Here is a 13,655-nt window from a genome sequence, read left to right as displayed (position 1 = left end):
CTATAATTCGAGGTTGCAAAGCAGGAATCAACAAAGTTGGTTCATCGTAGCTATAGAATAAAATGATCTGCAAAATCTGCTTAATCAGCGAGAGAATATAAAATATCTTGGTATTACTCTACTGGGAAACATTTTGATTACAATTTTCTGCCTTAAAATAAACACCGTTATTTTTAGATTCCAGTTTTCCGGTTCTTCTGTTGATCTTTATAAAGTAAGATTCTTTCATTTCCGGACATCCTTTAGACTTTGAGGCATACAGATAAATATATTGGTCCTCTATTTTATAAGAACCACTCAGCTTATTGCTTGTATCTATTTTAAAACCATAGGTTTGGATTAATAGAATAGCTTCCGGAAGATTGTCAACCGTTCCGATGAAATCTCTCAGTTGCTGTTCATTGGAAAAATATACGGACCTTTCTTTTTTGCAGGCAAGAATGTATGAAAAGCATCGGTTGCCGATACATTGCTGGAAGAAACCTTTTTCTGGAAGAGGCTCATTAATGGTCATGAAATCCGGCATCTGGCTTTCGTAAATCACGGCTTTTTCAGGATCAGTGTCATTGGTAAGCACTCTCCAGTAGCTATATTCTTTACCGGGAACTATGAATGGGTAGAGTAGTTCGGTATTGTCAAGGATTTCCGGAACTTTCTTGTAATCATCAGGAATCGTGGTCTGTGCAAAAAACAGATTGGATAGAATCAGAGAAGCGAAGACGATGATTTTCATAAAGAAAGTGCTTTGGGGCAAATTTACGAAAATGGATGAAGATTTATTTTTTATCTTTTAAATAATTCGCGGCATTGGTATTATCGGGATTGAGAAGCAATGATTTTTTATAATTCATAACAGCTTCTTCTTTACGTCCCAATGCATCTAATATTTCACCATAACTGTCAAAAACATTGGAGCTATCGGGAAATAATTCTGTATTCAATTTGAAAACAGCAAGTGCTTCATTTTTAAGGTTACGGCCCACCATCTGATAACCCCATGAATTGATCTCATCTTCAGACACTTTGAAGTTTTTATTTTCTTTTTGATTTTCTGATAAACCGAACCTAGATTTTGATAACCGTCCGAAATAGTTTGTAAATACAGCATTTTCATATAAGGACTAAGTCCAAAACCATTTTTAGCTTTCATACCGGGAATGTAGTATCCTGCAATTTCATCCATGAACCATTCAGGATTTGATCCCTGTAGATTGGTTAAAACTACAATGGACAGATGATCCTGAGGATATACAAATAAAGTAGAACGCATGCCACCAACAGGGGCAACGGCAGGATGTTCAGATCTTACAACGGTAGGCCACCCCAGGGCGTAACCATTCGTAAGCTTATTAAAGCCGCCTACATCACCGTTATTGAGTTTTATAGTCGTGAAAAGTTCTGTGATGCTTTTTTATCCTTAAGGAGTTTTCCTTCCTGTAAAGCAAGAAGCCATTTACTTAAATCTTCTGCTGAAGACATAATTCCTGTAGCTGTTCGGAAAAAGACTGGGAAAGTCGCGAAAGCATTGTGGAGTTTTCCGTCGTTGATCCATTTGCCTTCGTTATTGATAATAGTGGAGTAAGCACCTGCACTATTATCAATAATATCGTTGGAATCTCCAAATTGAGTTACGAGCAGTTGGGAAGGTTTGAATTGATTGTCTTCAATAAATTTTGTGAAATGTACTCCGCTCAACTGCGTAATTATTTTTCCCAAGATAAAGTATCCTGTTTGGTTGTAACTGAATTTTTCACCAGGTGAAAACTCCATTGGAAGGGTTTTAACTATTTCCCAGTTTTTACTTTCATTGCCTTCACCCAAAACCTGTTCTTTTTGATCAATATTATTGGGAAGGCCGGATGTATTGCTTAAAAGTTGTTTGAAGGTTATATTCTTCCAGCTTTCAGGAATATCAGTAAGGTATTTGGAAATAGCATCACCTGTATTTAATTTTCCCTGTTCCTGCAACTGCATAATAGCAACACCAACAAATGCTTTTGTCATTGAGTTGATTGAAAAAACAGTGTTGTTTTTAGTTGGAATCTGATGCTCAATATTGGCCAGCCCATAGCTGCTTAGCTGATCAATTTTATTATTTCTGATGATGGCCAATTGAAGTCCCGGGATTTTCAATTCCTGCATTTTATGCATGATGAAAGTATCAATGCTGTCAGAGCGCTTTTGTGCTGTATAATCTTTAGGAAAAATAACAACGATAATAAGTAGAAATGATTTTAATAGGATTTTCATGGAGGCTGTTTGTTGTAGAACATGGTAAGGTAGCTATTTATTACGTGTATTATAAAATCCTTTCTTTATTTAATTGAATGTTGAAAAGAATTATGAGTTATTATTTTCGGAATTTTGGATGAGAGTTGGAAAGTGAATATGTTGAGAGGTTGTCAGTTGCTGGTTGCTTGTTTGAAATTATTAAGCTTGGTGAGTTAATGTCTTACAACTAAAACCCGCTATTCACTTGCAAAACAAAATTCACCATTGATATTTCTAATCAAGTCTCAGCCTTTAACCTAAAAGTCTCATGTCTCGTGTCTGATATCTAAAATCTTTATTAAATTAAACTACTGCAGCACAATTTTATAATATCCTTTTTCGTCTGTTACATCAATACCCACCCCTGTAAATGTTAATTTATTGATCTGATACCCATCACAACCACCTTTAAATTCTGATGACTGTATTGAAAAATCAAAAGCTTTAACATTGGATTGGAAAGTATAATTTTTTGTCCCGTTATAAGCACCCACATTTTCTAAAATAATCATGTCATCAGATGTTTTGGTTAATTGTACCCCAACCTGATTTTTATCCTTGATTGAATAAGCCGTAAGTGTTCCGTTTGTGATCAGATTTTCGTCATTAGAATCAACGAATTTAAAAGCTATCGTCTGAGGAGCATTATAGCAGTCTTCACTACAGCCTGTGAAAATAAAAGCCATTAATAGGAATATGAATATATTTTTCATGAGAAGTTGATTAATTCTGTGAAAAGTAAAATTAATCATTAAACTGTTGTATTCAAAATTATAATAGACCTGAATTGTTATGACGGTCCCAAAAGATTAATTATAAAGTCTTCTTTCACAGTAAATATTTTTACTCAGTAATACTTCATTTTTTTTGTCATTTGTCAACTAATTTAATTCCAAAATCCATTACATTTGTTATATGATACACGACCAACGAGCAGAAAAATTCAGGCAGATCGTGGAGAATAAATTCCAGATCTACAATTCATTATTTATGAGCCTGCCTTATGATAAAATGACCAATATCGGGATGCTTCTTCCCTTCCTTTACGAGGAAAGCCGAAACGGATATGAAGGTGGCAAGACCCCAGAGGAAATTGTCGAAGAATTCTTTAAAAACCATACCGATCTTCAGACGGAGGAACAGAAAGTAGAACTGCTCTTCAAGATCATACAATACATCGAAAGACAGGTGGTTTTGTTTGACAGTATAGAAGATGCTGCATTTCCAAACCTTCATTCTGAAAGTGACAGCGGAACAGTAACCAATCTTTTTGAACGCTCATACCAGGATCACAAACTTGAAAAAGTCCGTGAAAAACTGAAGGATTTTACAGTGAAAGTAGTTTTTACAGCGCACCCTACACAGTTTTATCCAAGTTCGGTACAGAGGATCATCCAGGATTTGCGTGGAGCTATTACCGGCGATTCCGTTACGCAGATCGATATGCTTCTGCAGCAGTTGGGAAAAACGCCTTTCGTTAATAAAGAAAAACCTACTCCAATTGATGAAGCACTTAGCATTATTTCCTATTTAAGATATGTCTATTACGACACCATTGGAGAGCTGTTTACCAAAATCAAGAAAACTTTTGGAAACGGTCATTTCCATCTTCACGAAGATATTATTCAGCTTGGTTTCTGGCCGGGTGGAGACAGGGACGGAAACCCGTTTGTAACGGCTGATGTTACCAAAAGAGTGGCTGAAGAGCTCCGTTCCGCGATCCTGAAATCCTATTACAGCCATTTGAAATTTATCAGGAGAAGATTAAGCTTCAGGGGAGTTTCTGAAGTATTGACGCAGTTAAGTGATGAGCTGTACGGTGCCATCTTCAACGGAAATATAATCACAGCAGAAAATATTCTGAAAAAGGCAGATGAAGCAGAAAAAATATTGGTAAATGATCACAATTCCCTGTTTTTAGACCTTCTGGCAAACTTCAGAGACCGGGTGAAAATTTTCGGAACTCACTTTGCAACGCTGGATGTTCGTCAGGACAGCAGGATTCATCAGAAAGTAATTGATGAGGTTTTTGCAAAAGTTTATGGTAATACCGAAGCCGGTGAAGAAGAAAAATTCAATAAGCTGATCCAGCTTGATCACAAAGTTAATGCAGATCAGTTTGAAGATATCGTTAAAGATACTTTATTAACGGTTTCACAGGTTTCCGAGATTCAGAATCTGAACGGGCAGAGAGGAATGAACCGCTATATTATCTCCAATTCCGATGCTGTAAAGGATGTAATGAATGTCTATGCATTTTTTAAGATCTGCGGATATCAGGACGAAGACATCAGAATGGATATTGTTCCGCTTTTTGAAACCATGGAAGGTCTTGCCAATTCCGAGAATGTAATGAATGAGCTTTACCAGAATCCGGTTTATAAAAAGCATCTTCAAAGCAGAGGAAATCAGCAGACCATTATGCTTGGTTTTTCAGACGGAACAAAAGACGGGGGATACCTGAAGGCCAACTGGGAAATTTACAAGGCCAAAGAAGTCTTAACTAAACTTTCCGTTCAGAATGGAATTAAAGTAGTATTCTTCGATGGCAGAGGAGGCCCACCCGCAAGAGGAGGAGGGAAAACCCACGATTTCTATGCATCACAGGGAAATACCATTGCCAACAATAAAATAGAGCTGACGATTCAGGGACAGACGATTACCAGTATTTTCGGAAATAAAGAACAGGCCAAATACAATTTTGAACAGCTTCTGACTGCCGGAGTGGAAAATGATGTCTTTAAAAACTCCAAGAAAGACCTTACGGAAAAAGAAAGAAAACTGATCGCCGAGCTTGCCGATATCAGCTACAAAAAATATTCAGACCTTAAAGCTCACCCGATGTTTGTTCCTTATCTCCAGGAGATGAGTACATTGGAATATTATGGTAAAACAAATATCGGAAGCCGCCCGTCCAAAAGAGGGAATGGTACGGAACTGAAATTTGAAGACCTGAGGGCAATCCCATTTGTGGGATCATGGTCTCAGCTGAAGCAGAATGTTCCCGGATTTTTCGGGTTCGGATTTGCAATGCAGCAGATGAAAGAGCAGGGAAGACTGGAGGAAGTAAAAGAGCTGTATAAAGGTTCTGATTTCTTTAAAACTTTAGTTCTGAACTCGATGATGAGTATGAACAAATCCTATTTTCCGTTGACGTATTACATTAAAAATAATCCGAAATTCGGTGCATTCTGGAATGTTCTTTTTGATGAATATACGCTTTCAAGGGATATTATGCTTGAGATTACCGGGTTCAAAATGCTGCAGGAAGAAGATCCGTTGTCGAGAAAATCGGTGAAGATCCGCGAGAAAATCGTACTTCCGCTGTTGAGTATCCAGCAGTATGCACTGATGAAGATACAGAAAGGAGAAGGAAATAAAGAAGCTTATGAAAAGCTGGTGACCAGATCATTATTTGGAAATATTAATGCGAGCAGAAACTCAGCTTGATTAATCATAGCAACGCCTCTCAATTGGAGAGGCGTTTTCTTTTTTAAAAGAATAACAAAAGTAAACACATGATTCTCTGATCAATTTAGGTTTGGCTAAAGCCAATTGATTGGTAATAAAAGGGAAACGGGCTAAAACCCGTTCCTATTGAATATATTTCGTTACAGATATTAATCTGAGCAATTTAATTTATCCTTGTCAAGGTTTTAAACCTTGACAAGGATATTCTTTGGAATAGGCTGTACTTAAAAAAATGCGTCATCACGAAATCAGGTTATTTTAATACAGAATGGTGTAATGAGAATGAATTGGGATGAAAGCCTTTAAATTTAACTTGTGGCATTTGTCTTATTTGTGCTTAAACATAAATCAAACCATTAGAAATATCAAATAACTATTCCTTTAAAAATTTTTCATAAAAAACCTGATCCTTTGTTTGAATTTTCAGATAATAAGTTCCCTTCGGAAAATCTTCCACTTTAATAGATTTCTGACCGTTATTTTTTCTGACCAGTTTTCCTAAATTATCATAGACTTCCAAAGACAGAATCTCGCTTTCGGAAGCAATATTTAAAATATTCTTAACAGGATTCGGGAAAATAGCAAACTTTTCTTTTTTTAGAATTTCAGAAGTATTCAATACCTGATTGTAAAGGTTTCCAAAATTAAGAATACCGTAACCCATCTGGTCCGTGTGAGCCGGATAAAGAGAAGCAGTCTGTCTCAGTTTTGTCCTCATCAGCTCCCTGTTCATGGATGGGAAAGCCTGGATGAAACAGGCTACGCCACCAGCAGCGATAGGGGTTGCAATAGAAGTTCCTCCTACAGAAGTTAAGGTACTGTTGGTCACTGTAGCAGATGCGGTTCCTCTTGCACTTCCATCAGGTTTTACCACACCAAGCGCATTCGGTCCATATGATGAAAATCCTGAAGGACTTCCTGCAGCATCTACCGATCCTATGCTGAATACTTTAGCATTGTCTGCGGGAGTCATAATGTAATGCCATGGCTGAAGTCCTGAATTTCCTGCGGCGGCAAGAACGAAAATTCCTTTATTGGCAGCTATTTCAGCTGCTCTTGCAATAAAAGAAGTAGTTCCATTCATATCGGAGTAGGTGTAGCTGTACCGGGAATCGTCAAAAACATTGTATCCAAGAGAAGTTGTGATGATATCGACCCCTTTTCTGTCTGCTTCTTCGGCTGCTTCTATCCAGTATAATTCCTCTTCCGGAATTTCGCCAACCGAATTTTCACTGCGGTAAAGATAGAAATCGGCATCCGGTGCTGATCCTACAAATGTATTTTCGATGTAGCCGCCGATGGCTCCCAGTACTGCAGATCCGTGATTGCTGATGGCAGTGCTGTACACATTGCTTGTTTTGGTTACAAAGTCATAGACAGCTTTGATCCGGTTGTTGTTGCGCAATCTTTCAAAGGCGGATCCGGTATCTACATAAGGAAAACCTGCATCAATAACGGCGATAGAAATCCCTGTTCCTGTAAATCCTGCAAGGTGAAGAGGTCTTACATTGATCTGATCTATCTGTGCGGAGCCCGAGCCATAATCAAAGACAGTCAGATTTTTTTGAGTCTCGGAAGAAGAGTTCCATTTATCCTGATATACTGTTTTAGGAACGGAACTATTATTTCTTGCAAAATGTCCTACTGAGGATACATAAGGCTGAGCCTGTAAAGCTGTTATCTGGGCCGGAGTTGCATTTACAGCAGCTCCGTTAAGCCATTTCGAATAGTCTGTAACGGTAAAACCAAGGTTCTGAAGATTCTGAATATAAGACTGTTCAATGGGGGCATCCTGATCATTCAGCGGAATACCCAGCGAAGTACGTCTGTTAAGGGATTTTTGAGTCAGTTCTGAAAGCGGATTCGCATAAAAAGCAGCTTTATTCGGTTTGCCTGTAAAATAAACAAAAACAAGCTCGGTCTGCGCATTTACGGTTGAGTAACCCACTAAAAGACAAAAGAGTAAAATTTTTTTCATAAAGTTATTTTTTATAAAGATAAAACAAAATCAATAAAATTTTTGACAGGATTTTAAATTCCTTATTTTTACACAAATATTTATTTATGAAAAAAATTCAGATGGTTGACTTGCAAAGTCAGTATTACAAAATAAAGAATGATGTAGACAATGCAGTTTTGAATGTAATGGATTCTGCGGCCTTTATCAACGGCCCTGAAGTAAAGTCTTTCCAGAATGAATTGGAATCTTATTTAGATGTAAAGCATGTGATTCCGTGTGCTAACGGAACGGATGCTTTGCAGATTGCGCTGATGGCTTTGGATCTTAAAGAAGGAGACGAAGTGATCACCGCAGATTTTACTTTTGCTGCTACAGTAGAAGTTATTCATCTGCTTAAACTGAAATCAGTGCTGGTAGATGTAGATTACGATACATTCACCATTTCTACAGAAGAAATTAAAAAAGCGATTACACCAAGAACAAAAGCGATTATCCCGGTGCATATCTTCGGACAGTGTGCCAATATGGAAGAGATCTTAAAAATTGCAGAAGAGCATAATCTTTATGTCATTGAAGACAATGCGCAGGCAATAGGAGCTCAGTATACATTCTCTGACGGAACTGAGAAATATGCAGGAACCATGGCAACTGTGGGAACTACTTCATTTTTTCCTTCTAAAAATTTAGGATGTTATGGTGATGGTGGAGCTATTTTCACCAATAATGATGAACTGGCGCACCGTTTAAGGGGAATTGTTAATCACGGGATGTACGAGAGATATTATCATGATGAGGTAGGAGTGAATTCAAGATTAGACAGTATTCAGGCAGCGGTTTTAAGAAAAAAACTTCCGAATCTTGATTCTTACAACGACGCAAGAAGAAAAGCAGCTGATTATTATGATGAAGCTTTTGCAGGAAACGAAAATATTTTAACTCCAAAAAGAGCAGAATATTCTACTCATGTATTTCACCAGTATACTTTAAGAATTCTGAACGGAAAACGTAATGATTTACAAAAATTCCTGACTGAAAAGGAAATTCCTGCAATGATTTACTACCCGGTAGCCCTAAGAAAGCAGAAGGCATATTATCAGGAAAGTAATGATGCAGATTTTGTGAATACAGATAAGCTTCTGGACCAGGTAATTTCTCTTCCGATGCATACAGAACTTGATGAAGAGCAGCTGAAGTATATCTCGGATGCTGTACTGGAGTTTATGAAATAAATATGCTTCACGACGAAAGAATACTTAAGAATAAGTTTGCTTATTTTTTTACAATAATTTTTGTCCTTTGTTGGATGATATTTTTTGCATATAACATGTTTAATATTTTTTTAAGGGGATATGGGTTAAAAGAAGACTATAATGCAGTTAAAGTACCTATTATAGCACTATACTTTTTAATTCTACCATTATTGACTATTACATTTGTAAATATTTTTAAAGAATCTGGAAAGATGTTTCGTACCTTAAATATTTCTTTATTCTTAATGATTATTTTTCATGCAATAATTTTTTATGCTAAATATCAAAGAACTAAAAATCCTGCAACATATTTATTCTTATATATATTTTCCAATGTATTATTTGTTGTAGGCCCAGTTGTACTTATAAATTATTTTAAGCATACTCCAGCAAAAAACGAAATAGAAGAAATAGGAAAACACAACGATTAAAAAAATATTAAACAAAAAAAATGGCAATACTTGTTACAGGAGGACTTGGATATATAGGTTCCCACACCGTAGTAGAACTCATGAATAATAATTTTGAGGTGGTGATCGTTGACGATTTATCCAATTCAGAAAAATTTATTTTACATAATATTGAGGAAATTACAGGAAAAAGACCAATTTTTTATCCTTTCGATTTAAAGAGGAAAGAACTTCTTAATCAGGTTTTTGAAGCACACCAGATTGAGGGATGTATCAATTTTGCCGCTTTTAAAGCAGTAGGAGAAAGCCAGGAAAAACCTATTGATTATTATGAAAATAATTTGTTTTCATTAATTAATATACTTCAGGAATTTAAATCAAGAAATATTTCTAACTTTATCTTCAGTTCGTCGTGCACAGTGTACGGACAAGCAGATGAAATGCCAATTGACGAAAATACACCGCTTAAGATGCCGGAAAGTGTTTACGGCAAAACGAAACAGATGGGAGAAGAAATTCTTAAAGATTTTGCGGCTGGATATCAAAAAAAAATATGCCTTTTGAGATATTTTAATCCTATTGGAGCTCATCCATCCGCTTTATTAGGAGAGCTGCCGATTGGTATCCCGAATAATTTAGTTCCCTATGTCATGCAGACTGCTGCAGGCATCCGTGAGAAGTTAAGCGTTTGGGGAAATGACTATCCTACAGAAGACGGAACGGCTATCAGAGATTATATTTATGTAGTTGATCTCGCGAAAGCTCACGTGGCAGCGTTGAAAAATCTGTTGAGTAACACCTCAGATGAAGCCGTAATTGATATATTTAATTTAGGAACAGGAAAAGGTTCATCTGTACTGGAAGTGGTGAAAGCTTTTGAAACAGCTAATGATGTGAAGGTTCCTTATCAGATCTGCGCCAGAAGAGAAGGTGATATTACCGTTGCTTATGCTAATGCTGATAAAGCCGAAAAAGACCTTCACTGGAAGTCTGAAACCCCATTGGAGGAATCTTTAAGAACAGTCTGGAAATGGCAGCAATATCTTGATTCCAGGACTGTTTAAAGAAGTCAAAAAAAGATTATAAACAAATTATAAAGCCAAATTATAAAAATATTTCCCTCAATATTGATCTTTTATTAATTAAAAGAATATGGGTTGTAGCGGAATTTTAATTGAACTATTATGAAAACACAGAAAATAGGTATTACATTTTCATCATTTGATCTGCTGCATGCAGGACACATCAAAATGCTTGAAGAAGCTAAAACAATATGTGATTATTTAATCGTAGGGCTTCAGATTGATCCTTCTCACGATCGGCCAAATAAAAATAAGCCAAGTCAGACCATCGTTGAACGGTATATTCAATTGAAAGCAGTAAACGCTGTTGATGAGATTATTCCTTATTATACAGAGGAAGATCTGCTCGATATTCTGAAATCATTTGTGATTGATGTAAGAATCATAGGTGATGATTATATGGACAAAGACTTTACCGGCAAGCAGTATTGTGAGGAAAAGGGAATAGAAATCTTTTACAATAAAAGAGACCATAGGTTTTCCACCAGTGATCTTCGAAAAAGAATCTACGAAGCAGAAAAAGTGAAATACGAAAAAGCTGAAACCGTAAAATAAAAAAATCCCGAAATATTTTTCGGGATTTTTTTGTATTACATTGGAGCTTGCTGGTCGTCGCCACTTTCGTTGGCATTGATGTCTTTTTTCTTTTTAGGCTGTTCTATTTTTTCGCCCTGCTTAAATCGGTAAGTTAAAGCAATTGAAAATTGTCTTGGCTGCCACTGCATGTAATTTCTGCGGGTGTAGTCACTATTGAAGCTGTATACTTCTCTGTTTCTGGTATTAAAGATATCCTGAATATTGAAAGAGATTGTTCCGTCACCTTTCCATATTGTTTTAGAAGCTCCCAGATTTAGTGCATACATGTCCTGAGTATCTTGATTCGCTGATTTTTGTGCTCCTCTGTAGAATCCTTGAAGCTGTACACTTAATGTCTTATCAAGTTTAAAAGTAGTGTTCAAACGTGCTCTTGTTGAGAAACCGTCACCCGTAAAATCCATGGTACCGATTTTAGTGTTACCTAAAGCGTCTTTTGTTTCGTATGAAGCAATACCGGTGGTTTTATAACCAAATACATCTAAGCTACCCATGATTTTTAACCATGCAAATGGATCATAGGTAAAATTAAGATCTAAACCATAACGGTCGTCGTTACCTAGGTTAATTGGTTTTGTATAAAAAATACCTTTTCTCTCATCAGGTCTGTAGACAAGCATTTTAGTATCATCCGTGGCATGTCTGTAGTAAAGCGTAGGATTGATTGTGAATTTTTTCCTTGTAATATTATATCCTACTTCATATGAATCTACATACGATGGATTTAGATCAATATTCCCTTCAAAAACATTCTGGCTATTGCTGTAATTTGGAAAGGGAACCATAAAGAAAGATCTCGGTCTGTCTATTCTACGGGAATAGTTTACAAGAATCTGGTTATTCTTTGATATATCATAGCTTAAGAATACACTTGGAAATAAATTGTTGTAGTTCTTGTTTTTATTAATCGGAGCCTGACTGGGATTTAGATTAGCGTAATCAATTTTAACATTGGACAGCTCATCTCTCAGACCTAACTGATACGCGAATTTTTCTCCTACCTTACTTTTAAATTGCAGGTAGAAAGCGTTAAACATTTCTCTGTAGTTCGTTTTGTTATTATAATCCAGAATAAACGGATTATTAGAAGTGCTGCTTACGGAATTATCGTAATCATTGTTATTGACATCTAATCTGTATCCTGCTTCAAGTTTGGAATATTCACCGATGGGAAGCTCATAATCTGCTTTTCCAATAATAGTTTTGGTAACAGAATGTCTTTGTGTTATATCTTCTTGTACAGGAACAGAGTCTTCGGTTTCAAGAATATTAGAATTATTATTACTTCTGTTTCTCTGTAAGCTAAGTGATAAAGATAAGTTCTGTCCTTTATCATCAAATTTATGATCAAGTCCTATATCTCCCTGAAATGCAAGATTGGTATTTCTCCCTTCAGAGTCTCTTTGGCCATAAGAATCCATTAAATTCCATGTTTTTTGATCGCTGTATCGGTAAAACTTATTAAAAGTATTCAGTAATTCATTGCTATCACCTTCAAACGTTCTCACAACTCCGGATAAATTTAATGATGTTTTATCAGAAATATCATAAGTGAAACCAGCACTTACATTATAGTTTTTATTATAACTTTTATTGGTGGAGTTTTGCAGCTGATAAGTAGGAACATCATTTGGCTGTACATTGGGGAATATAGGGGGATATGTAATGTTATGATATGTAGTTTCAGTATCATTCTTACTTTTATTTTCAGAATAGCCACCGCCGCCATTCACAAACCATGTCCAGTTGTCTTTTCTCCAGCTTAAGTTAGTATTAAGAGCTGTTCTCGGAAGATAGCCCAAAGTACCAATTACACTTCCGTTAAAACCTATTTTTTTATTCTTTTTAAGGATGATATTTAAAATACCAGATGTACCACTAGCTTCAAATTTAGAAGAAGGATTGGTAATTACTTCAATTCTTTCGATCTGATCTGCAGGAATACTTTGAAGCGCATTCGCTCCATCATCTATTCCAAGAAGAGCAGAAGGCTTCCCGTTGATCAGAAATTTTACATTGGAGCTACCTCTCATCGAGACAGTACCGTCAGTGTCCACAGAAACAGAAGGAACATTAGAAAGGACATCCTGAAGATTTCCTCCCTTACTTACAATATCCTGGGAAGGATCATAAGTCTTTTTGTCAAGTTCAACTTTATAAGCTTTTGTAGCTGCTGCAGTAATCACTACACCTTGTATTTCCTGGGTTTTGCCATCTAAAGTGCTTGTCGCCTCAGGTTGTATGGATAGTGCACCAATATTTCCGGGCCCTGCAATACTTTTATTGACTATGCTTTTTTTATAGTCGATTGCTTCTACTGTAATGTCATAATTTCCAGGGGCTAGCTCCAGTTTGTACTGTCCCTTTTCATCGGTCAGTACAGCATCGCTTAATGACTTGTTCGCTTTATTGCTGAACGTCACAGAAGCATAAGGAACCGGCTGGTTGTTTTTGTTGACAATCATTCCCGTAACGCCTGCCTTGTCCTGGGCAAATGCCATTGCAGCTGCCGAAAGTACAAAAGTAAGTGCTAGCGTTTTTTTTGTGAAAATGTTGACAATTTCCGTCTGATTCATAAGGTATTTTTTGTATAAAATCGTAAAAGTATAAGTCATAA

At 36.4% G+C, this 13,655-nt stretch carries 12 protein-coding genes; 5 read left to right on the top strand and 7 right to left on the bottom strand.

The features are described 5' to 3' along the window. Nucleotides 1-118: 118 nt before the first annotated feature. The 5 genes from J4Q03_RS05305 to J4Q03_RS05285 form a co-directional block, all read right to left on the bottom strand. Nucleotides 119-733, bottom strand: coding sequence for a hypothetical protein (locus J4Q03_RS05305; protein ID WP_426047166.1), 615 nt, complete (start codon nt 731-733; stop codon nt 119-121). Between the two features lie 43 nt (nt 734-776). Then, on the bottom strand, nt 777-941 hold the full coding sequence (locus J4Q03_RS05300; RefSeq protein WP_426047165.1) for a tetratricopeptide repeat protein: 165 nt from the start codon (nt 939-941) through the stop codon (nt 777-779). Next, nucleotides 938-1,270, bottom strand: a complete 333-nt coding sequence (locus J4Q03_RS05295; protein WP_426047164.1) for a hypothetical protein — start codon at nt 1,268-1,270, stop codon at nt 938-940. The genes J4Q03_RS05300 and J4Q03_RS05295 overlap by 4 nt, the downstream gene beginning before the upstream one ends. Before the next feature lie 110 nt (nt 1,271-1,380). Then, nucleotides 1,381-2,250, bottom strand: a complete 870-nt coding sequence (locus J4Q03_RS05290; RefSeq protein WP_426047163.1) for a serine hydrolase domain-containing protein — start codon at nt 2,248-2,250, stop codon at nt 1,381-1,383. Nucleotides 2,251-2,579: 329 nt separating this feature from the next. Continuing rightward, on the bottom strand, nt 2,580-2,984 hold the full coding sequence (locus J4Q03_RS05285) for a hypothetical protein (RefSeq protein ID WP_426047162.1): 405 nt from the start codon (nt 2,982-2,984) through the stop codon (nt 2,580-2,582). Between the two features lie 202 nt (nt 2,985-3,186). On the opposite strand from J4Q03_RS05285, the gene J4Q03_RS05280 reads away from it, so the two are divergent. After that, nucleotides 3,187-5,721: a phosphoenolpyruvate carboxylase gene (locus tag J4Q03_RS05280; RefSeq protein ID WP_426047161.1), complete on the top strand. Its 2,535-nt coding sequence runs from the start codon at nt 3,187-3,189 to the stop codon at nt 5,719-5,721. A gap of 394 nt (nt 5,722-6,115) precedes the next feature. Here J4Q03_RS05280 and J4Q03_RS05275 read toward each other — a convergent pair whose 3' ends face one another. Continuing rightward, the gene (locus J4Q03_RS05275) at nt 6,116-7,720 is read right to left on the bottom strand and encodes a S8/S53 family peptidase (protein ID WP_426047160.1); all 1,605 of its coding nucleotides are present in this window, start codon (nt 7,718-7,720) and stop codon (nt 6,116-6,118) included. A gap of 86 nt (nt 7,721-7,806) precedes the next feature. Here J4Q03_RS05275 and J4Q03_RS05270 point away from each other — a divergent pair, with 86 nt between their 5' ends. The 4 genes from J4Q03_RS05270 (at nt 7,807) to J4Q03_RS05255 (ending at nt 10,999) form a co-directional block, all read left to right on the top strand. Then, a complete protein-coding gene (locus tag J4Q03_RS05270) occupies nt 7,807-8,931 on the top strand; it encodes a DegT/DnrJ/EryC1/StrS family aminotransferase (protein WP_426047159.1) in 1,125 nt (374 codons plus the stop codon). Between the two features lie 2 nt (nt 8,932-8,933). Continuing rightward, on the top strand, nt 8,934-9,383 hold the full coding sequence (locus J4Q03_RS05265; RefSeq protein WP_426047158.1) for a hypothetical protein: 450 nt from the start codon (nt 8,934-8,936) through the stop codon (nt 9,381-9,383). Nucleotides 9,384-9,403: 20 nt separating this feature from the next. After that, a complete protein-coding gene (gene galE / locus J4Q03_RS05260) occupies nt 9,404-10,426 on the top strand; it encodes a UDP-glucose 4-epimerase GalE (RefSeq protein ID WP_426047157.1) in 1,023 nt (340 codons plus the stop codon). Between the two features lie 120 nt (nt 10,427-10,546). Beyond that, nucleotides 10,547-10,999 (top strand): adenylyltransferase/cytidyltransferase family protein, encoded by a 453-nt coding sequence (locus J4Q03_RS05255; protein ID WP_426047156.1) that lies wholly within the window; start codon nt 10,547-10,549, stop codon nt 10,997-10,999. Between the two features lie 35 nt (nt 11,000-11,034). Here the strand turns inward: J4Q03_RS05255 and J4Q03_RS05250 are convergent, their stop codons facing one another. Beyond that, nucleotides 11,035-13,614, bottom strand: a complete 2,580-nt coding sequence (locus J4Q03_RS05250) for a TonB-dependent receptor domain-containing protein (RefSeq protein ID WP_426047155.1) — start codon at nt 13,612-13,614, stop codon at nt 11,035-11,037. Nucleotides 13,615-13,655: the final 41 nt, after the last annotated feature.

The organism is Chryseobacterium sp. NFX27, from assembly GCF_049887855.1.
GTDB lineage: Bacteria > Bacteroidota > Bacteroidia > Flavobacteriales > Weeksellaceae > Chryseobacterium.
The sequence above is the reverse complement of the archived record's forward strand: the minus strand, read 5'-3'. Positions and strand labels throughout refer to the sequence as shown.

What these genes read in the sequence shown, in the direction of transcription:
- J4Q03_RS05305 (WP_426047166.1), bottom strand. Translation starts at nt 733, where the DNA reads ATGAAAATCATCGTCTTCGCTTCTCTGATTCTATCCAATCTGTTTTTT.
- J4Q03_RS05295 (WP_426047164.1), bottom strand. Translation starts at nt 1,270, where the DNA reads ATGCGTTCTACTTTATTTGTATATCCTCAGGATCATCTGTCCATTGTA.
- J4Q03_RS05290 (WP_426047163.1), bottom strand. Translation starts at nt 2,250, where the DNA reads ATGAAAATCCTATTAAAATCATTTCTACTTATTATCGTTGTTATTTTT.
- J4Q03_RS05285 (WP_426047162.1), bottom strand. Translation starts at nt 2,984, where the DNA reads ATGAAAAATATATTCATATTCCTATTAATGGCTTTTATTTTCACAGGC.
- J4Q03_RS05280 (WP_426047161.1), top strand. Translation starts at nt 3,187, where the DNA reads ATGATACACGACCAACGAGCAGAAAAATTCAGGCAGATCGTGGAGAAT.
- J4Q03_RS05275 (WP_426047160.1), bottom strand. Translation starts at nt 7,720, where the DNA reads ATGAAAAAAATTTTACTCTTTTGTCTTTTAGTGGGTTACTCAACCGTA.
- J4Q03_RS05270 (WP_426047159.1), top strand. Translation starts at nt 7,807, where the DNA reads ATGAAAAAAATTCAGATGGTTGACTTGCAAAGTCAGTATTACAAAATA.
- J4Q03_RS05265 (WP_426047158.1), top strand. Translation starts at nt 8,934, where the DNA reads ATGCTTCACGACGAAAGAATACTTAAGAATAAGTTTGCTTATTTTTTT.
- galE (WP_426047157.1), top strand. Translation starts at nt 9,404, where the DNA reads ATGGCAATACTTGTTACAGGAGGACTTGGATATATAGGTTCCCACACC.
- J4Q03_RS05255 (WP_426047156.1), top strand. Translation starts at nt 10,547, where the DNA reads ATGAAAACACAGAAAATAGGTATTACATTTTCATCATTTGATCTGCTG.
- J4Q03_RS05250 (WP_426047155.1), bottom strand. Translation starts at nt 13,614, where the DNA reads ATGAATCAGACGGAAATTGTCAACATTTTCACAAAAAAAACGCTAGCA.